Origin of the sequence: Rahnella bonaserana, from assembly GCF_019049675.1 — a bacterium.
In the GTDB taxonomy this organism is placed as follows: Bacteria; Pseudomonadota; Gammaproteobacteria; order Enterobacterales; family Enterobacteriaceae; genus Rahnella; species Rahnella bonaserana.
This window is the reverse complement of the sequence record NZ_JAFMOW010000062.1, coordinates 49032-68416: the sequence shown is the minus strand read 5'-3', so window position 1 is coordinate 68416 and position 19385 is coordinate 49032. Positions and strand designations below refer to the sequence as shown.

Below are 19385 nucleotides of genomic sequence, written 5' to 3'. Positions count from 1 at the left end.
ATTTCTTTGTTCCGGCGCGCGCGCACCGATAATCAGATGAGCATTATGACAAACGAAAAAAACAACAAGCCTTCCGCGTCTGAAGACGCACACTCAGAACTCGATTCCAGCCAGGTCAAATCAGGAGAAGGTTACAAGCAAGACACTAAAGACCAGAAAGGGTCCGATAAAGAGTCCGATAACGACAATCAGGATAACGAGGAAAAGCGTAAAGGTCCGGGCAAGAAGCCACTGATCATCCTCGGGATTGTCGTGGTAGTGATGGTGGTGGTGTCGCTGGTCTGGTGGCTGATGACCAAAGATCAGATAAGCACCGATGACGCCTTCACCGAAGGCGATGCCGTGACCATCGCACCGAAAATCGCCGGTTATGTCACGAAACTGGCGGTGAAAGATAACCAGTTCGTCAAAAAAGGCGATCTGCTGGTCGAGATTGATCCGCGTGACGCCACCGCGCAACGCGATCAGGCACAGGCGCAGCTCGGTCTGGCCGTCGCCCAGTTGCATCAGGCGCAGGCGCAGTACGACCTGGCGAAAGTGCAATATCCGGCGCAGCTGGCGCAGGCAAAAGCCCAGCAAACCCGTGCGGAAGCCAACTTGCTGAATGCCACCGCGGATTTCCGCCGCCAGCGCGGTGTCGATCCACGTGCCACCACCCAACAAAATATTGATACATCCAATGCGCAGGTACGTTCTGCAACGGCTGATCTGGAAAATGCCAAAGCGCAGGTGCAGGTTGCCGCGCAGGTGCAGCTGAATATCCGTCAGGCCGAAACTAACGTTGAGGCGCGCCAGCAACAGGTTGAGCAGGCGAAAGCCCAGCTGGAAACTGCCACGCTGAATCTTTCCTATGCGCAGGTTCGGGCACCGTTCGACGGCTATGTCACCAAGCGTAATGTGCAGCTCGGCACGCTGGTTCAGGCCGGTACTTCGCTGTTCTCCGTGGTGTCGAAAGATATCTGGATCGCCGCTAACTATAAAGAATCACAACTCGAACGTATGCGTCCCGGCAATAAAGTGGAAATCACCGTTGATGCCTTCCCGGACATCAAACTTCACGGCCACGTTGACAGTATTCAGCAAGGCACCGGCTCGCGCTTCTCGGCCTTCCCGGCTGAAAATGCCACCGGTAACTACGTGAAAATTGTTCAGCGCGTGCCGGTGAAAATCGTCATCGACAGCGGTCTGGATGAAAATCATCACCTGCCGCTGGGTCTGTCAGTCGAACCGACGGTGACCGTCGAATGAATGAAGATCGCAGCTACTGGAAACCCAAGGCCAATCCGTGGGCAGTTGCCGCCGTTGTAACCATTGCGGTGTTCATGGAAATCCTGGACACCACCATCGTCAACGTGGCGCTGCCGCACGTCGCCGGTTCGCTGTCCTCCAGTTATGATGAATCGACCTGGGTACTGACGTCGTATCTGGTGGCGAACGGTATCGTGCTGCCTATTTCTGCGTTTCTCAGCCGCGTCATGGGCCGCAAAACCTACTTCCTGATTTGTATTGGTATGTTCACCGTATGCTCTTTCCTGTGCGGCATCGCCACCGAACTGTGGCAGATGATCCTGTTCCGCATTTTGCAGGGCTTTTTCGGCGGTGGTTTGCAGCCAATTCAGCAATCGGTTCTGCTCGATTACTTCAAACCGGAAGATCGCGGCAAGGCATTTGGTCTGTCTTCGATTGCCATCATTGTCGCGCCGGTTGTCGGCCCGACGCTGGGCGGTTACATCACCGATAACTTCAGCTGGCGCTGGGTGTTTCTGATCAACATTCCGGTGGGCATTATCGCCCTGCTGGCGATTTATCAGTTGCTGGAAGATCCACCGTGGGAGCGTAAGGCCAAAGGCAAGCTCAGTATTGATTACATCGGTATCGGGCTGATTGCGCTGGGCTTAGGGTGCTTACAGGTGATGATGGACCGTGGTGAGGATGACGACTGGTTTAAGTCCGGCTTCATCGTGACCTTCGCCGTGCTGGCCGCGACCGGGATTGTCGGGGCGATTTACTGGTTGCTGTACGCCAAAAAACCGGTGGTCGATTTGCGCTGTATGAAGGATAAAAACTTCGCCGTGGCGGGTCTGCTGATGGCCGGGATGGCGATGATTCTGTACGGCAGCTCTGTGGTGATCCCGCAACTGGCGCAACAGCAGCTGGGGTATACCGCCACGCTTTCCGGGCTGGTGATGTCGCCGGGCGCGATACTGATCGTGCTGTCGATACCACTGGTGCTGAAACTGATGCCCGTCGTGCAGACGCGTTACATCATTGCGTTCGGTTTCTTCCTGCTGGCAGCTTCGTTTATCTATTCGGCGACGCTGACACCGAATGTCGATTTCACCACGCTGGTGATGTATCGCAGTGCGCAGTCGATAGGCCTCGGTTTCCTGTTTGTGCCGCTGACGACTATTGCATTTATTACCATCCCGCAAAAAATGAACGCCGACGCCGCCGCGCTGTTTACCATGTTCCGTAACGTTGCGGGGTCGATTGGTATTTCGCTGGCGACTGCCGGTGTGACTGAACGAACGCAGGCACACAGCGCCCATATGGTGCATAACATGTCGCCGCTCAACGAACAGTTTAATCAGGCGGTCAGCAAAAGCGCCGAGGCTATTCGTGATTTCGCCCACATCGTCGGCGACCCGATGCAGCTGGCGACCGTGCGCATGTATCAGGAGATGATTTCGCAATCGCGCATTCTGGCTTACATCGATGTGTTCGGTTATTGCGCCATCGTCGCCGTTATTTTGATCCCGTTTTGTTTCCTGCTTTCGCCAGTTAAGAGCGAAGGTAATGCCGGAGCACATTAAGTTGAACAAGAAAAGCTCTACTCTGAGAATTCAGCCATCCGTGATGCCTTCCTGCTCCTCCCCCTGCGAAGGGGGAGGCCGGGAGGGGGTTTTGCATACAGGCACCCGTTTCCTGACACTCTCGACATTAACGCTGGTATTAGCAGCATGCTCTGTTGGCCCGGATTACCAGAAGCCCAACCCGGTGACTCCGACCGCGTATAACGATATGACTCCTCCGAAAGACAAAGACGGCGCGTCAATTGCCCTGCCTTCTGAGCCGAATCCGTTGTGGTGGAAAGCGTTTAACGATCCGCAGCTCGACAGTCTGATCACCCGCGCCATTGCCGGGAATATCTCCCTGCAACAGGCGGTATTGCGTATCGCCGGTGCCCGTGAGCAGGTGAAACAGGCCGAAGGTGCGTGGCTGCCTTCAGTGCAGGGCAGCGCGAAAATGACGCGTCAGCAGCTCGGCCTGAAAGGTATTCTCGATTCCAGCGGCGCATCCCAGCAGCTCAACGAACTTGGTCCGGAAGCGTCCGGTGCCATTGATACCGCCACCCGCCCGGTGAACTTGTATCAGGGCAGTTTCGACGCCAGCTGGGAACTGGATTTATTTGGCGGCACGCGCCGTCAGGTCGAAGCCGCAAACGCGCAGACTCAGTCTTCCATCGAACAGCGCAACGATGCACTGGTGTCGCTGGAAGCGGAAGTCGCACGTGCTTATCTGCAACTGCGTGGCGCGCAAAGTGTGACAGCCGCCATTCAGACGCAAATCGACGTGGCGCAGCAAACGTTAGATCTGACGCAAAACCGTCAGCAGAACGGGCTCTCTCCCCAATTAGATGTTGAAAATGCCCGTGCGCAGTTAGGATCTTTGCGCGCTCAGTTGCCGCAATATCAGGCACAGGAACGTCAGGCGATGAACGGACTGGCGGTGTTACTCGGTCAGACACCGGGCTCGCTGGATGCTGAACTTTCCGCGCCGAAACCGATGCCTGCCCTGCCCGCTGCCGTGCCGGTCGGCGTGCCGTCACAGCTGGCCCGCCGTCGTCCGGACGTGCGTAAAGCCGAAGCGGATTTACACGCAGCGACTGCCAATATCGGGGTTTCCGTCGCACAGCTTTTCCCGAGTATTTCCCTGACCGGACAGTTCGGTATGCGTAATACCGACGTGAGTTATCTCGATAACTGGAGCAGCCATTTCTACTCGTTTGGCCCGCAGATTTCCCTGCCGATTTTCCAGGGCGGTCGTCTGGTGTCCAGCGTGCATCTTTCCCGTGCGCAACAGGCCAATGCAGCGCTGAATTACCGTCAGACCGTGCTGACTGCGTTACAGGATGTCGATAATGCGCTGGTGAATTACCGTACCGATCAGGATCAGGTCAGCGGTTTAGACCAGACAACTGAAGCGTTACAAACCGCGTTTGATCTGGCCAGCGACAGTTACCGCCAGGGGCTATCGACGTTCATCAACGTGCTTGATGCACAACGTCAGCTGGCGCAGGCGCATCAGCAATCCGCTGAAGCGAAAGTGAAAACCAGCACCGACCTGGTGTCATTGTATAAAGCGCTGGGCGGCGGCTGGGAACCCTATCAGAACGTTGATTTGCCGACCTATACCGTGTTTGGTCCGGCGGCGACGCCAGATGTGAAAGTACAAACCACGTCCGGCGTGACACCGTAACGCAAGTTCATACAACAGGATCAATGCGAAGAGATAAAATCAGAAGGCGTGGTCGGGCAGGCAATGAAAAATCTGTCAGGATAACCGTTACAAAGTGATTCATCTTTTAAGATTCCCGGTCAGCGCTTTTCTATCAGACTGCGCTATTCTGTTCAGACACTGAAATCATCCTGCCTGCGGGCGGGATTTTCGTCTGAATAACAATCGGGTAAAACCATGAATTCCATTTCCAACGAAGATAAAAAACCCAGCTGTGATTCAGTGATCAACAGCGTGGCTTACCGCGACGGTAAGCGATTGCAGGATGTGACGGTCGAAGACATCAGCGAAGTGCTGAAAGAACCAGATACCTTTGTCTGGCTGGGATTATGGCAACCTGAAGACGCCTACATGCGCAGCATTCAGGAAGAATTCGGCCTGCACGACCTGGCGATTGAAGATGCGCTGACCGCCCATCAGCGGCCGAAGATCGAGCAATACGGCGAATCCCTTTTTATCGTCACGCACACTGCGCAGAAAGTGAATGAAACCATCGAGTACGGCGAGACACACCTTTTTCTTGGCAAAAACTTCCTGATCACCGTGCGTCACGGTGCCTCATCCAGTTACAAAGACATCCGTAAACATGCCGAAGAACGCCCGGAAATGATGAGTAAAGGGCCGGCTTATGCGCTGTATTGCGTGCTCGATTCCATCGTTGATAACTATCTGGAAATTTTGCATCAGTATACCGGGCAGTTTGATGCCATCGAAAAAATGATGTTCCAGAACACCTTTAATCAGCATGCAGTTCAGCAAGTTTACAGCCTGCGACGTGACTTACTATCGCTGCGCAATTCCGCGGTACCCATGGAAGATATCTGTAATCAGCTCAGTCATCATTATGAAGAACTGATGCCTAAAAGCCTGCGCGCCTATATCCGCGACGTACAGGACCACGCCAATCAGGTCATCCGCACCACCGACGATGTGCGCGAAATGCTCTCCAACGCCATGCACGTCAATCTGGCGCTGGTGTCGGTGCATCAGAATGAAGTGGTTCAGCGGCTGGCAGGCTGGGGGGCGATCCTGGCAATCCCGACGGTGATTTTCAGTCTGTACGGTATGAACTTTAAAAATATGCCGGAGCTGGACGACTGGTGGGGATATCCGGTAACACTGGGTGTGACTGTCGTCGGTTGCGGATGGCTTTACTGGAAACTCAAAAAATCCGGCTGGCTTTAAGTTTATTATCACCGGAAGCAGCAAGTTAATTAACATGCGAATAACAGAAACGGCTGTTATTCGCATTCTTTAATTTTCCTGACAATTTAGTTTTGACTAACCCTGTTTCTTTCTTTCCTCTTCACATTATTTCCTTATATACTCGGTCACATTCTCCTTTTGGAATTAATATTCATCATGTCAGTGCGTTTCGCGATTTCACAGTTTATGCATTCACTGCGCTTGCCCGGCAAGCGGGTCAGTGCGTTGCTGTTCGCGTTGTGCTGGCTGATCCTCAATTCCCAGCTGGCGCTCGCCAGCCATCAGTGCGACATGCGCCCGCCGGTGGAAAACTCCGCAATGGCGCATAATATCACGATGCAAATGCCTGATTCCCCTGAGCATATGCAAAGTCAGTCGGTGTTGTGTGAGAAGCATTGTGTACCGGAAAGAACCCAGTCTGACAGCGGTTCTGCCCCTGTTGTTGCCCTGCCTGTTGTTCCTGCTTTGCCGGTGATCCTCGTCAATGCCAGTACAGCTGTCACCACCGCGGACTGGGTTGCTCCGCCGGTCATAGCGCCTCCCGCTGAAGTTCAGTTCTGCCGATACAGAGAATAGCCCCCGCTGTCCTGAGTGCTTTTCAGCACTCAATATTCAATGAAATTTATTTGCCATTAATTTAACCGAAAAATGGCTATTTTTATCTGATGACAGTATTGGAGTTATTCCCATGCGTGCAGTTTTAAATTTATTATTCATTAGTCTTTTCTTTATTCCCGTTTATTCCTTTGCGGATTCCATGCCAATGGATCACGATCATATGGCGATGCAGCAAACTGCGCAGATATATGAATCGCAGGGCGTGATCACTCAATGGCAGTCTGACCGCGTGAGCATTTCACATCACGCTATTCCGGCACTGAAATGGCCAGCGATGACCATGAACTTCGGCCTGCCGGCGGAAATTGCCGCCAGCTCCCTGCCCGCCGGAACACCGGTCGCCTTTAGCTTTGTCAAAACTGAGTCCGCTTATCAGTTACAGACCCTGACACCGCTGAAAAACTGACCGGGAGTTACACCATGTTTATTTTACCGCGTCACCCAGGGGTGACGTGGCAATGGCTGCTGGCTTTTATGCCGCTCAGCGCCTTTGCCACACCCGTCACTTTGCCGCAGGCGCTGGTCGCCGCGCAGGATTACTCCGCCGAGCTTTCTGCCAGCCGTCATCAGATTAACGCGCTGGATAACCGTGCGGATTCAGCCATGCAGCTGCCGGATCCGAAGCTGAAATTTGGCATCGAAAATCTGCCGGTTAGTGGCGGCAATACCGACCGGTTCAGCCGTGAAGGCATGACCATGGAACGCATCGGCATCATGCAGGATTACGTCAGCAGCAATAAACGCCAGCGAAAAGCCGACACGCTGCGCGCCGAATCCCGCCAGATCACCGCCACCAGCCAGAGTATCCGGGCGCGCCTGCAGCGTGATGCTGCCCTCGCCTGGATGGAGCTGGCTATCGGCGAGCAAAACGTCAGCCAGATACAGCAGCTGGTGGATGAGAGCTCGCGGCAGATTGGCGTTTCACGCGGCAGTGTCAGCAGTGGCAGTTCGCTGCCCGCTTCCGTGCTCGATGCCCGCCTGACCCTGATCAGCATGCAGGACAAGCTGACGCAGGCAGAACGCGATGTTCAGCTGGCGCGTACCCGGTTAAGCCAGCTGACTGGCATCGATCAGCCTGAAATCAACGGCGCTATTCCGGATGTTGTGTCCCTGCCGGTTCAGGCTTCGCGGTCGGGCAGCGTCGAGCAGCACCCTGAAATTATTCAGGCGCGGCGTGAGGCCGAGGTCGCGCAGGCGAAATCTTCGCAGTCGGCGATTGCCGCCCTGCCGGATGTCGGCGTGGAAGTGTATTACGCCCACCGCGCCGACCGTTATGAGGATCTGGCGGGTGTGATGTTTACCGTCGATCTGCCTCTGTTTACCGCGTCGCGGCAGGATAAAGATCACGCCGCCGATCAGTCGATGGCGCTGGAAAGTAATGACCGGCTGGCACAGCTGGTGCGTGACCATCAGGCGCAGCTGACCAGTTTGCTGGCGCAATATCAGGCCGCCAGTACGCTCTGGCAGCGGCAGAAAAATGACGTTATCCCGTTGCAACGCCAGCGTATCAGCGTGATTCAGGCGCAGTACCGCGCAGGAAAAAGCAGCCTGAATGACGTCCTCGAAGCGCGTCGCACCCTGCTGGACAGCCAGCTTGCCGAACGTAATGCCGAACTGGAGGTTGCCCGTTCCTGGGTCGCCCTGCGCTATCTTGCGCCACAGGAGAATCAATAATGATTGGCATGAAAACTTACAGCCTGCTGGCTGCCGCCATCCTGGCCGCACTGGCTGCCGGTTATGTCGCCGGCCGCCACAGCCAGCCCGCGCAAACGCAGGCTTCCGCCGCGCCCGCTGAACGCAAAGTGCTGTACTGGTATGACCCGATGACACCGGATCAGCGTTTCGATAAACCGGGTAAATCACCCTTTATGGATATGGACCTGATGCCGCGCTATGCCGATGAAGTGACGGATGACGGCGGTGTGACGGTCAGCGCCCGTCAGCAGCAAAATCTCGGTATGCGCAGTGAAAAGGTGCAACGACGGATGTTATCGGCACCGCTGAATGTTTACGGCACTGTCAGCACCGATGAACGCAGTCTGCGTACGGTCGCGGCGCGTGCAAACGGTTTAGTCGAAAAACTGTATGTCGCCGCCAGCCAGCAGCCGGTGAAGAAAGGCCAGAAACTGGCGACGCTGTGGATACCCGACTGGACCGCTGCGCAGCAGGAATATCTGGCAGTGCGTCAGCTGGGTGACCGCAACCTCAACGCCGCCGCACGCCAGCGTCTGGCGTTACAGTTTATGCCGGAAGACATTTTGCACCGCGTCGATAAAACCGGGCAGCCGCAAACCCGCATTGATGTGCTCGCGCCGGAAGACGGTTATCTCAGCCAGCTTTTCGTCCGCGAAGGCGCACAGGTCAGCGCCACGCAGCCGTTGTTCGAACTGACCAGCCTGAAACAGGTGTGGATTGTTCTGGACTACCCGCCTTCTGCCGCCGGTCAGATTAAGACGGGCAGTAAAGTGACCGCCACCGCCGTAAGCCAGCCGGGCGAGGTATTTCACGGCACGATCAGCGAATTATTGCCGGATGTCGATACCGTCAGCCGCACGCTGAAAGCCCGGGTGGTAATGGATAATCCGCAGGAAAAACTGCGCCCCGGCATGTATCTCAATCTCTCGCCGGATGTCAGTGCGCAGACGGAGGTGCTGGCGATCCCGCAGGAAGCCCTGATCCAGACCGGCAGCCGCAATACCGTGCTGCTCGACGACGGCAACGGGCATTTCACTCCGCAGGCAGTGACGACCGGTGCGATGCGTGATGGCTGGACGCAGGTAATTTCCGGCCTTGAGGAAGGTCAGTCTGTTGTCACTTCCGGACAGTTCCTGATCGACTCCGAAGCCAGCCTGCGCAGTGCGCTGCCTGCCGCCAACACTCCGGCCCTGGAAACGCATCAGCACGGAGGTGATTTATGATTGCCGCCGTGATCCGCTGGTCGCTGAAGAACCGGCTGCTGGTGTTACTGGCCGCGCTGATGATGGCGGGCTGGGGCATCTGGTCATTGCAGAAAGCACCGCTCGACGCCCTGCCGGATCTGTCTGATGTGCAGGTGATCGTGCGCGTCAGTTATCCGGGCAAAGCGCCGCAAATCATTGAAGATCAGGTGACGTATCCGCTGACCACTACGCTGCTTTCCGTCCCCGGTGCCAAAACCGTACGCGGCTTTTCGATGTTCGGCGATGCCTATGTTTATGTGCTGTTCGATGATGGCACCGATCCTTACTGGGCACGTTCCCGCGTGCTGGAATACCTGAGTCAGGTGCAATCTTCACTGCCTGCCGGAGCCAAAGCCTCGCTGGGACCGGATGCCACCGGCGTCGGCTGGATTTACGAATATGCGCTGATCGACAAAACCGGTAAACACAGTCTGGAGCAGTTGCGGGCATTGCAGGACTGGACGCTGCGTTATGATTTGAAAACCGTGCCGAATGTGTCTGAAGTTGCCAGCATCGGCGGCATGGTGCGTCAGTATCAGGTAGTCGCCGATCCGCAGCGGATGCGCGCCCGTGGCGTCACCCATCAGCAGTTAGTCAGCGCATTACAGAGCGCCAATCAGGAAAGCAGCGGTTCGCTGTTGGAAATGGGCGAAGCCGAATATATGGTGCGCACCTCCGGCTATCTTAAAAGTCTGGAGGACTTCAATAATGTGGTGGTGACGGTAAACAGCGGCATTCCGGTGCTGCTTTCCGATGTTGCGACGGTACGCACCGGCCCTGAACTGCGGCGCGGCGTCGCGGAACTTAACGGTGAAGGCGAAGTGGCAGGTGGCGTCATCGTCATGCGCTCAGGCAAAAACGCGCTTGAAACGCTGAAAGCCGTAAAAGTGCGCCTTAACGCTCTTGCCCGAACCTTACCTGCGGGCGTGGAAATCGTGCCGGTGTATGACCGCCAGCCGCTGATAGAACACGCTGTCGAAACGCTTTCGCACAAACTGCTGGAAGAATTCGTGGTAGTGGCCGTCGTCTGCGCGCTGTTTCTGTTCCACTTCCGCTCGGCGCTGGTGGCGATCATCACCCTGCCGCTTGGCATTCTCGGCGCGTTTATCGTCATGCATTATCAGGGCGTCAGCGCCAATATTATGTCACTTGGCGGGATAGCAATTGCCATCGGGGCGATGGTGGATGCGGCGATTGTGATGATCGAGAATATGCATAAGGTGCTGGAACAATGGCGGCACGATCATCCTGGCCAGCAGCCAACATCTGCGGATTACTGGAAAGTGTCTGAGCGCGCCGCCACAGAGGTCGGTCCGGCACTGTTTTGCAGTTTGCTGATCATCACACTGTCGTTTATTCCGGTATTTTCGCTGGAGGCGCAGGAAGGCCGGATGTTCTCGCCGCTGGCATTCACCAAAACCTACGCGATGGCGGTGTCTGCCGGGCTCGGCATCACGCTGGTACCGGTGCTGATGGGCTATTTCATTCGCGGGAAAATCCCTGATGAAAACGCCAGCCCAATTAACCGCTGGCTGATTGCCGTCTATCAGCCGGTGCTCTCTGCCGTGCTGAAACGTCCGAAAACCACGCTATTGTGCAGCGCCCTGTTTCTGCTGGTGTCACTGTATCCGCTGGCGAAACTCGGCAGTGAATTCATGCCGCCGCTGGATGAAGGCGATCTGCTGTATATGCCGTCCACGCTGCCGGGGATTTCCGCCCGTGAAGCCGCGCGTTTATTACAGCAAACGGACCGGTTAATCAAAACCGTGCCGGAAGTCGCCAGCGTGTTTGGTAAAGCCGGACGCGCCGACAGCGCCACCGATCCTGCGCCGCTGACCATGATTGAAACTACCATCCGCTTTAAGCCCCGCGACCAGTGGCGGCCTGGCATGACGCCGGACAAACTGGTGACGGAACTCGATAATGCGGTGAAATTACCCGGCATCGCCAACGTCTGGGTGCCGCCTATCCGCAACCGTCTTGACATGCTGGCGACCGGCATCAAAAGCCCGGTAGGTATCAAGGTGAACGGCAATAACATCGCGCAAATCGAAGCCGTTGCGCAGCAGATTGAGCATATCGTGAGGCAGGTGCCCGGCGTCACCTCGGCGCTGGCCGAAAGGCTGGAGGGTGGCCGTTATGTCGATATTGATATCAACCGCCGCGAAGCCGCACGTTACGGTGTCACGGTTGCCGAGCTGCAATCACTGGTATCAACACTGGTCGGCGGGGAGAATATCGGCGAAACGCTGGAAGGCCGCGAGCGTTATCCGGTTAACCTGCGCTATCCGCGAGAGCTGCGGGACAACGTGCAGGCCTTGCGTGATTTACCGGTGCTGACTGCCTCCGGCGCGCAGGTACCGCTGTCGGCGCTGGCTTCGGTTAACGTCACCGACGGCCCGCCGATGCTGAAAAGCGAAAACGCCCGCCTCTCGGACTGGATCTATGTGGATTTACGCGGCCGCGATTTGAAATCTGCCGTCGAAGACATGCAGCAGGAGGTGATGCAGCAGGTGAAATTGCCTGAAGGTGTCACGGTGAGCTGGTCGGGGCAATTCGAATATCTCGAACGCGCCACGGCGAAACTGAAAATCGTGCTGCCGGTGACGCTGCTGATCATCTTTGTGATGTTGTATGTCACATTCAGCAGCGTGCGCGATGCATTGCTGATTATGGCGACACTGCCGTTTGCTCTGACCGGCGGCGTGTGGTTGTTGTATCTGCTCAGCTTTAACCTCTCGGTCGCCGCCGCAGTTGGCTTTATCGCGCTGGCAGGTGTCTCCGCAGAGTTCGGGGTAATTATGGTGCTGTATCTGAATCAGGCGGTACAACGTCAGCACAAAGCCGGTGAAGAAATGACTGAAGCAGAACTGTGCGAGGCGATACACCACGGCGCGGTGCTGCGCGTCCGGCCAAAAGCCATGACGGTCGCCACGATTATGGCGGGTTTACTGCCGATTATGTGGGGCGGAGGCACCGGTTCAGAAGTGATGCAACGCATTGCCGCGCCGATGATCGGCGGAATGGTGAGTGCGCCGTTATTATCGATGCTGGTCATCCCGGTGGTTTATTTGCTGGCGCACAGGAGGCGGAATTAGCACTTGCAGTGCAGGCTTGGTCGAGAAAATTTCGGTTTCTGAGTTGCACTGAAAGCTGATCGAGAAAATTTCGGTTTTTCATGTGTAGTGCTCACCTGACGCACTGCGCCGAAACCGCCCAAAGGAGAAAAGTGCTTTTCCTCCTTTGGATTCCTCCTCGCTTTTTCACTGCGCGCTATCGCAGTCAGCCATGTTTCAGTTACCTTTGTGACAGGCTGGAAACCTTGCCGCTGCGCGGTGCCTTCATTTCGGGATTGCAGCCTCAGGTCTGCAACCTCTCATTCAGCAAGCTTTCTGAAACGCCCGCATGATCTTAAATTCAACGGCAGAATGTTTTTATCTTTGCTCCTCCACCGGAACAACCCTCTCTGCCGGTTTTTCCAAAATCATCGTCTGCGTCTGACTCAGACTGATCCCCGCTGCCCGCAGCATTTTGAGGATTTCGTACAGCAAATCACTGCGTGTACCGCTGACCATGCGCGGGCTGTTTACGTAACCGGTCACGCTCAGCACAATCCCGGTTGGGCCAAGTTCTTTGAAACTTACCGATGCCGGTGGATTTTCCAGAATGGATTCGTGCAGGTTGTAAGCTTCCAGCAGCAATGTCTTCACCTGTTCAGGGTCGATATCCAGCGGGAATGTCAGTGCGATCGTCGCCACGCCCTGGGCGTTACCCATGGTGGCGTTACGCACGTTCTGCGATATCAGCTGTGAGTTCGGCACAATCACGGTGGATTTATCACTCAGCTGAATTTCAGTAGCGCGGACATTAATACGACGGATGTCCCCTTCTACGCCGCTGATGCTGATCAAATCGCCCACTTTAACCGGACGTTCTGTCAGCAGGATCAGACCGGAGATAAAGTTCTTCACAATCTCCTGCAGACCAAAACCGATACCGACTGACAACGCACTGACGATCCATGCCAGTTTGTTCCATTCAATGCCCAGCGACGACAGCGTCAGCAGGATGATCAGCACATAACCCACGTTGGTGAACAGCGTCACCAGTGAGGCGCGCATCCCGCGATCCATCATGGTTTTCGGCAGGAAATCGTTGTCCAGCCAGCGACGTGCAGAGCGCAGAATATACCAGCCGACCACCAGACACAGCACCGCGTTAACCGCGTGCGCCGGAATGATGTTCATGCTTTCGAGGCCCTTTCCGCCCCAGATATCGACGATTTTTGCCAGCAGTTCCAGCGGCGTCGTGGTACCGAACGTACCGTTTAGCAGCGCAACGGCGGCCATCAGCAGCAGTGCGGTTTTGCCGATTGCCGAGAATAATGTGGCGGCCAGAGACAGATGGCGGTCATTGACGCTCAGCGTGCCTTTGAGGATTTTGCCGCTGTGCGTGGTCGGCGAAAACACGCTTTCGCAGAGATCAACCACGAAGTGGATCAGCAGGTACAGGCAACTGACCACCAGACCAATCCACAGCAGCTCGAAGGTCACGAAACGCGCCAGCGGGATGTAACCGATCAGCAACGCCATCAGAATGACAAAAGCGGTCAGGCTGATCACCAGGTGGATAAGCCCTGCCAGCGTGGAGCGCGCTTCGGTCTGCTCGCCCTCTGCCTTCATCTTGCGGCGCATACGGTTGACGCGAACCGGTGCTATCAGACAGTTGAGCGCAACCAGTAACGCGGCTAACCCGTTGCCAAATAAGGTGGCGGATACGCTGGCACCAACCAGATTATTAAGCTGTTCGATAATGCCGAACAGGAAAATGAAGCCTGCCAGCAGAACCGGGAATGACGCCAGCGTTTTCGCCAGCGGATCCGCAATCCCCGGCAGACGCCAGGACGGATGGTTATTGGAAAGTAACGCAATACCCAGCCCGGCGATCACCGCAGAGAAATAGGTCAGCTCGACCAGTTGTTCGGCGAATTCTGTCACCCACGGCGAAGTATCCGGCAATCGGGTGAAAATATAGCCCAGCAACTGGACGCTGATGCCCAGCGTTAACGTGGTGCTCAGTGTGGTGAAACAGGCCAGGAAACTGCGACGAAAGCGTCCCTGTGGCAACCAGCGCGGCAGGATCCAGTTCATCGGTTTATCCAGCACGTGGCGACCAAACACACCAATCACCAGCGCCAGAAACAGATAAATGCCGGTGGCGACGCGCCAGTCATCACTCCACGCCTGCGTCCAGGCATCTTTAACCTGCGAACCAAAATCATCAAAACGCGCCGCATCATCATCGTTTGGCGTAATCAGCGGTGCCCAGAAATTGCTGCCGAGAATGCTGCCGGTATTAAGCGCAATCTGGGTTTTCAGTGCATCACGACGTAAGCCTGCGATTTGCGAAGACAGATTTTGCGCGCCAACGGCAATCGCTTTGGTCTGCTCAAGTTGTGTGGTCATCAGCGTTTTGCTGGCATTAAGCTTATTACGCTGACTGATCACCTGCGGCGTTTCAGTGAGCGTACCCGGAGCGGGTGCCGGGCCAAGAACGTCCAGCTGCGCCTGCACCTGCGCCAGCTGAGGGGTCAGCGCAGCATTCAGCTTGTCGGCATCTTCTGCCAGTTTCTGGGCGGCATCGGTCAGGCCAGTGTATTTCTTATCCGTTTTCGCCGATGAAACCTGTTGTTTAAGCTGATCCAGACGCTTTTGTAATGCCGGTAAGGCGGTACTGACATTCACTTTTACCGGTTGTTCTGCTGTGTCAGGCTGACCGGTACTGTCGTCCGCGTAACTCAGCACCGGCGTCAGGAATAAACATGACAACAATGCCAGCAGCAACGGCACTCTTAACATTTTTTGCATAGAAGGATGATTCCGGAAGCTCGAAAAATTATTGTTTTAGAAAAGCGGAAGAAGAATACTCTTTCTTATTAAGAAGAATAGTAGGGATTGTCTGTTTGTTTCATTGTCTGAAAAGGGACAGCCCGGAGAAAGGGCTGCCCTTTGTCAGATTAGTCGTTTTTACCCAGCATCTGACGGAGGATCGCTGCAGAATCCGCAGGTTGCAGTGCCAGAATGCCGGAATACAGGCTGATGGAAATTTCACAGACTTTTTCGCGATCGACGTCCGGTTTGGTCAGGTCGCTGAACATCTGCAATTGCTCGCCGTACATATTCGCCAGCGCCTCGCGCACCGGCGCCATCATCTGCACCACTTTTTCGGCGCTGACGGCTTCAGGCTGCGCAGTCTGCCCGCTGCCGGTCGCCAGCAGTAAATCATTCATGGTATTGAGATCTTTCTGGAACAACGCCGGTGGCAGAACCTCGGCAGTATTAATCCCGCCACTGACCTGCGGGTAAAGGAATTTAAAGCAGCTGCCGTCTTTGCGTGCCTGCAACGTCTGCATTTCTTCCAGATTGACCTGCATCGCCTCGTTTACATTGGCGTCCGGCGCATGGGTGATACGCTGCGAGAGCAGAACGGACACCATCGGTTTCACGGTGTCGATCGCTTCCTGCTGCGGCTTGCCCTCTTTTTTCATCTTCAGGATATTGCTGCGGATTTGTGCGTAAAGCGCCGGTTCCTGCATTTTGATGGTGTTATACAGCGGCAGGGCTTCCAGCGCCTGGTCTATTTTCTGCTCTTCGCTGTTGCCTGCCAGACGCGGTTTGATCACCCCGCCCCATAAAATATTGCCGCCGACGATCAGCACCAGAAATAAAACGACCGCCGGGATGCGCCCGATTTTGCCTTTTTTGTATAACGCTCCGAGCAGCGAGCCCACCACCACGCCGCTGAGGCCCCACACCATCACTTCTGTCCAGTTCATAATCCTTTGCCTTCAGTAAACAATTTAATGACTTCCAATTTGTGCGACCGCATCACGGCTGGCGTCAATACGTGCCTGCCCGTGCAGTTCTGTCAGTTTGCCCGTTCGCATCTCCAGCAGGCGATCAGCGTGTTCAAAATAGTGATCATCGTGACTGATTGCCAGCACGGTTTTTCCCATATCACGCAATTGCGGCAACAGCTCACGATAGAACGTCCGGCGGAATTGCGGATCCTGATCGGCTGCCCATTCGTCGAGCAGCAGGAAGTCTCGCCCTTCTGCCGCCGCCAGCAGCAACGCCACGCGCTTACGTTGCCCCTGTGACAGTTGCAGGTTGGTGACTTCGTTGCCGCTGAACTGGAGTTTTTCTTTCATTTTCAGACGTTGCAGCCAGTCTTCCACGACCCGCGGATCCGGCTGTCCGCCTTGCGGGCCAATCAGCTGTCCAAACAGGTGGAAATCAGTAAACACTGCCGAGAAAATCTGCCGATATTGTTCTGCATTTTCTGCGGTCACCGGCACGCCATCGAGCAGGATCTGCCCGGAACGCGGCTGATACAGGCCGGTCAGCAACATCGCCATGGTGGATTTTCCGCTGCCGTTGCCGCCAATCAGAAACACCAGTTCGCCGCGGGTAATGGTCAGATTCAACGGACCGACGCCAAAACCTGCGCCCTCTTCTTTGCCTTCATAGCTGAACATCAGATCGCGCAATTCCAGCGTCTGCCACTGTTTTGCAGCAATGGCTGGCGTAAACGCCTCGTCGTATTCTGCCAGTTTCAGCGATTTCAGTTTGCCAAACGCCACCTGCGCGCTGAGCAAGGTTGGCAGCGCACCGACCGCCTGCAACATCGGTGTACGCAGGAACAGCAGCGTCAGGGAGTAGGTCGCCGCCACTTCGGTATTGGACCAGCCCATGCCGTTAGCCATAAAGAACACCAGGCCGATTGCGCCCAGCATCATGATATTCGACCAGTTCACGGCGCTCAGATGGAAGGTATCCGCGCGGATAATGTGATGGCGATATTCTTCGGCATCTTTGCGATACACCTCGTCAAACAGATGACGCGCCCGCTCGCGGTTCAGCGCCAGCTCTTTGCGCCCTTCGATCACTTTCTGGTAATCAGTCTGCAGTTTGTCTTCCGCATCGCGTACTTTCGCCAGATGGCGGTATACGTGAGACACCAGTTTAAAGCCACCCAGGATGGTGATCACCAGCCAGATAACCGTCACCAGCAACATTTCCGGCGACAACCACGCCAGATATCCGGCGCAGCCAATGGTCAGGATAATCCCCTGCACCAGTTCCGGCAGGCGCACGAACGCCAGTGTGATATTGCGGATGTCACTGCCAAGGCTCGCAAGCAGTTGTGCATTACCGATCTGCTCGATACGCTCTATATCGGTATCTAAAATACGTTTGATGAATTGTCCGCGCAGGCGGTAAATGAAGTGGTGCCCCAGCACGGTCAGGGCGAGCTGAGAGCCTAATGTCACGGCCATCAGCAACAGTAACAACCCGAGAAATTCCGGAAGAACGATTAAGGAGGCCTGCGTGGTTTCAATCAGTTTCAGATTGATAAACGCGATCAGGCCAATGCCCAGAACGGCGCTGAGCAAACTCAGCGCCATCACACCTAAAAATGGCCAGCGGTATTGCTTAAAAACAACGCGTAACAACTCCATGAATTTTTCTCGTTCTGAATGCAGGAAAATGATGCTGCACGCAGTTTAATGACACATCTTGTCATATCAAGAACAATTCTCATTTTACCCTGTCATCCGGTCTTATCACCATGCGCTCAAACTTACCGGCCACCACCAGATAACCAAACATGCCCAGCAAACCGTGTGCTCCGACAAACCACAGCGCGAGGTTAAATGAACCTGTCGCCGCCACGATGTAGCCGATCACGACCGGCGTTATAATCCCGGCCACATTGCCGAGGCAGTTGAACACCCCGCCACTCAGGCCGATCATTTTCTCCGGTGCCGTATCGGACATCACCGCCCAGCCAATCGCTGACAGACCTTTGCCAAAGAACGCCAGCGTCATCAGCGCAATCACCGCGGCATCTGTGGAGACAAAATTCGCCATTGCCAGCATGGCAGCGAAAAACATGCCGAGTACGAACGGCGTTTTACGCGCTTTCGACGGACTGATGCCGCGGCGGATCATGTAATCCGACATCACACCGCCCAGCACCCCGCCGGTAAAGCCGCAAATCGCCGGTAGCGCCACCACCCAGCCGGCCTGCATGACCGTCATCCCGCGCCCTTTGATCAGATAAATCGGGAACCAGGTCATAAAGAAATAACTCATCGACGTAATGCAGTACTGACCGATATAAATGCCCCACAGCGTACGACTCTGGAACAGTTGCATCACTTCGCGGAAGGTAAATTTCTGACGCGAGGCGCGGCGGTTCAGTTCGAGATCGACCAGTGCGCCGTTAGCGCGGATGTGTTCAAGTTCGGCAGGTTTAATGTGCGGACTGCTGTGTGGCTCTTTATAAAAAGCGAACCACAAAATTCCGGCGAAAAGTCCGACCGCGCCCATCCACAGGAAGACATGTTCCCAGCCAAGCGCGTGAGTCAGCCACGCCATGATTGGCGTGAATACGCCAATCGCCATGTATTGCGCAGAGTTAAACAGTGACGTCGCCGTGCCGCGTTCGTGGGTCGGGAACCAGCAGGCAACGATGCGCGCATTGGCGGGAAATGCCGGAGACTCGACCAGCCCGAGCATAAAACGCAGGAAGAACAGCATGATAGCCGCCGAAATCCCGCTGACACCGAACCAGCCGACGGTACCTTGTAACATCGTGAACACTGACCACAGTATCAGGCTGCAACCGTATACCCGCCGCGCACCGAATTTATCCAGCAGCCAGCCGCCGGGGATTTGCCCGATCATATATGCCCAGGCAAACGCCGAAAAAACCATCCCGAGCATCACCGGATCCAGACTCAGCACCCGCGACACTTCCGTACCGGCAATCGACAGCGTGGCGCGGTCGGCGTAATTAATCACCGTGATGGCAAAAATCATTCCCAGCACCACGTAACGGAAATGACCCGGTTTTACTGCCTCTGACGCCGATTCGCGAATCAGCGGTTTGGCGTTATCTGACACATCTGTAGGGGACGTCATGTTTTCTCTCCAGACTTATGAGCGCATTCCTTGCTTTTTGTGACCGGATGCACAGTTTTTGCGGTTTCGGCCACGCCATTTGGATCTAAAAAACCCAAATTAATTAACAGAGTAG

At 55.4% G+C, this 19385-nt stretch carries 13 protein-coding genes; 9 read left to right on the top strand and 4 right to left on the bottom strand.

The genetic code is table 11. The features are described from left to right. Positions 1-45: 45 nt before the first annotated feature. The 9 genes from J1778_RS11830 (at position 46) to J1778_RS11790 (ending at position 12379) form a co-directional block, all read left to right on the top strand. The gene (locus tag J1778_RS11830) at positions 46-1248 is read left to right on the top strand and encodes an HlyD family secretion protein (protein ID WP_217173320.1); all 1203 of its coding nucleotides are present in this window, start codon (positions 46-48) and stop codon (positions 1246-1248) included. Then, on the top strand, positions 1245-2813 hold the full coding sequence (locus J1778_RS11825; RefSeq protein ID WP_217173319.1) for a DHA2 family efflux MFS transporter permease subunit: 1569 nt from the start codon (positions 1245-1247) through the stop codon (positions 2811-2813). The genes J1778_RS11830 and J1778_RS11825 overlap by 4 nt, the downstream gene beginning before the upstream one ends. Next, the gene (locus J1778_RS11820; protein ID WP_217173318.1) at positions 2797-4479 is read left to right on the top strand and encodes an efflux transporter outer membrane subunit; all 1683 of its coding nucleotides are present in this window, start codon (positions 2797-2799) and stop codon (positions 4477-4479) included. The genes J1778_RS11825 and J1778_RS11820 overlap by 17 nt, the downstream gene beginning before the upstream one ends. 216 nt (positions 4480-4695) lie before the next feature. Continuing rightward, positions 4696-5703 (top strand): magnesium/cobalt transporter CorA, encoded by a 1008-nt coding sequence (gene corA, locus J1778_RS11815; protein ID WP_217173317.1) that lies wholly within the window; start codon positions 4696-4698, stop codon positions 5701-5703. 177 nt (positions 5704-5880) lie between these two features. Further along, positions 5881-6300 (top strand): hypothetical protein, encoded by a 420-nt coding sequence (locus J1778_RS11810; RefSeq protein ID WP_217173316.1) that lies wholly within the window; start codon positions 5881-5883, stop codon positions 6298-6300. 187 nt (positions 6301-6487) lie between these two features. Further along, positions 6488-6748: a copper-binding protein gene (locus J1778_RS11805; protein ID WP_238484678.1), complete on the top strand. Its 261-nt coding sequence runs from the start codon at positions 6488-6490 to the stop codon at positions 6746-6748. 14 nt (positions 6749-6762) lie between these two features. Continuing rightward, positions 6763-8016 (top strand): TolC family protein, encoded by a 1254-nt coding sequence (locus tag J1778_RS11800; RefSeq protein WP_217173314.1) that lies wholly within the window; start codon positions 6763-6765, stop codon positions 8014-8016. Further along, complete coding sequence (locus tag J1778_RS11795; protein ID WP_217173313.1) at positions 8016-9260, top strand: efflux RND transporter periplasmic adaptor subunit; 1245 nt, start codon at positions 8016-8018, stop codon at positions 9258-9260. The genes J1778_RS11800 and J1778_RS11795 overlap by 1 nt, the downstream gene beginning before the upstream one ends. Continuing rightward, a complete protein-coding gene (locus J1778_RS11790) occupies positions 9257-12379 on the top strand; it encodes an efflux RND transporter permease subunit (protein WP_217173312.1) in 3123 nt (1040 codons plus the stop codon). Before J1778_RS11795 ends, J1778_RS11790 begins: the two co-directional genes overlap by 4 nt. Before the next feature lie 336 nt (positions 12380-12715). Here J1778_RS11790 and J1778_RS11785 read toward each other — a convergent pair whose 3' ends face one another. The 4 genes from J1778_RS11785 to J1778_RS11770 form a co-directional block, all read right to left on the bottom strand. Continuing rightward, positions 12716-15148: a DUF3772 domain-containing protein gene (locus J1778_RS11785; protein WP_217173311.1), complete on the bottom strand. Its 2433-nt coding sequence runs from the start codon at positions 15146-15148 to the stop codon at positions 12716-12718. 149 nt (positions 15149-15297) lie between these two features. Next, complete coding sequence (locus tag J1778_RS11780; RefSeq protein WP_217173310.1) at positions 15298-16116, bottom strand: hypothetical protein; 819 nt, start codon at positions 16114-16116, stop codon at positions 15298-15300. A 24-nt stretch (positions 16117-16140) separates the two neighbouring features. Next, positions 16141-17802: a multidrug ABC transporter permease/ATP-binding protein gene (locus J1778_RS11775; protein ID WP_217173309.1), complete on the bottom strand. Its 1662-nt coding sequence runs from the start codon at positions 17800-17802 to the stop codon at positions 16141-16143. Positions 17803-17881: 79 nt separating this feature from the next. Beyond that, the gene (locus J1778_RS11770; protein ID WP_217173308.1) at positions 17882-19270 is read right to left on the bottom strand and encodes an MFS transporter; all 1389 of its coding nucleotides are present in this window, start codon (positions 19268-19270) and stop codon (positions 17882-17884) included. Positions 19271-19385 lie beyond the last annotated feature (115 nt).

Coding starts and splice junctions, on each gene's coding strand:
- J1778_RS11830 (WP_217173320.1), top strand. CDS start 46: ATGACAAACGAAAAAAACAACAAGCCTTCCGCGTCTGAAGACGCACAC.
- J1778_RS11825 (WP_217173319.1), top strand. CDS start 1,245: ATGAATGAAGATCGCAGCTACTGGAAACCCAAGGCCAATCCGTGGGCA.
- J1778_RS11820 (WP_217173318.1), top strand. CDS start 2,797: ATGCCGGAGCACATTAAGTTGAACAAGAAAAGCTCTACTCTGAGAATT.
- corA (WP_217173317.1), top strand. CDS start 4,696: ATGAATTCCATTTCCAACGAAGATAAAAAACCCAGCTGTGATTCAGTG.
- J1778_RS11810 (WP_217173316.1), top strand. CDS start 5,881: ATGTCAGTGCGTTTCGCGATTTCACAGTTTATGCATTCACTGCGCTTG.
- J1778_RS11805 (WP_238484678.1), top strand. CDS start 6,488: ATGGATCACGATCATATGGCGATGCAGCAAACTGCGCAGATATATGAA.
- J1778_RS11800 (WP_217173314.1), top strand. CDS start 6,763: ATGTTTATTTTACCGCGTCACCCAGGGGTGACGTGGCAATGGCTGCTG.
- J1778_RS11795 (WP_217173313.1), top strand. CDS start 8,016: ATGATTGGCATGAAAACTTACAGCCTGCTGGCTGCCGCCATCCTGGCC.
- J1778_RS11790 (WP_217173312.1), top strand. CDS start 9,257: ATGATTGCCGCCGTGATCCGCTGGTCGCTGAAGAACCGGCTGCTGGTG.
- J1778_RS11785 (WP_217173311.1), bottom strand. CDS start 15,148: ATGCAAAAAATGTTAAGAGTGCCGTTGCTGCTGGCATTGTTGTCATGT.
- J1778_RS11780 (WP_217173310.1), bottom strand. CDS start 16,116: ATGAACTGGACAGAAGTGATGGTGTGGGGCCTCAGCGGCGTGGTGGTG.
- J1778_RS11775 (WP_217173309.1), bottom strand. CDS start 17,802: ATGGAGTTGTTACGCGTTGTTTTTAAGCAATACCGCTGGCCATTTTTA.
- J1778_RS11770 (WP_217173308.1), bottom strand. CDS start 19,270: ATGACGTCCCCTACAGATGTGTCAGATAACGCCAAACCGCTGATTCGC.